Source organism: Thalassobellus citreus (assembly GCF_044385915.1).
GTDB lineage: Bacteria > Bacteroidota > Bacteroidia > Flavobacteriales > Flavobacteriaceae > Thalassobellus > Thalassobellus citreus.
Genome location: NZ_JBISCC010000005.1, coordinates 1 through 337 on the forward strand (window position 1 = coordinate 1; position 337 = coordinate 337).

The window sequence follows — 337 nt, forward strand, 5'->3', positions numbered from 1 at the left end:
CATCTGCTCCGTCTAATCCTGCTAAACCTTGTATTCCTTGTATTCCTTGTATTCCCTGATCACCGGTATCGCCTTTGTCGCCTTTATCTCCCTTATCTCCTTTAGGACCTGTTGCTCCATCTGCTCCGTCTAATCCTGCTACACCTTGTATTCCCTGATCACCGGTATCTCCTTTGTCACCTTTATCTCCTTTAGGACCTGTTGCTCCATCTGCTCCGTCTAATCCTGCTAAACCTTGTATCCCTTGTATTCCTTGATCACCAGCATCTCCTTTGTCGCCTTTATCTCCCTTATCTCCTTTAGGACCTGTTGCCCCATCTGCTCCGTCTAATCCTGC

At 47.5% G+C, this 337-nt stretch carries 1 pseudogene; it reads right to left on the minus strand.

What is annotated here, in order from left to right:
* Positions 1-337 (minus strand): annotated as a pseudogene (locus ACH5TX_RS00025) (collagen-like protein); the annotation flags it as partial.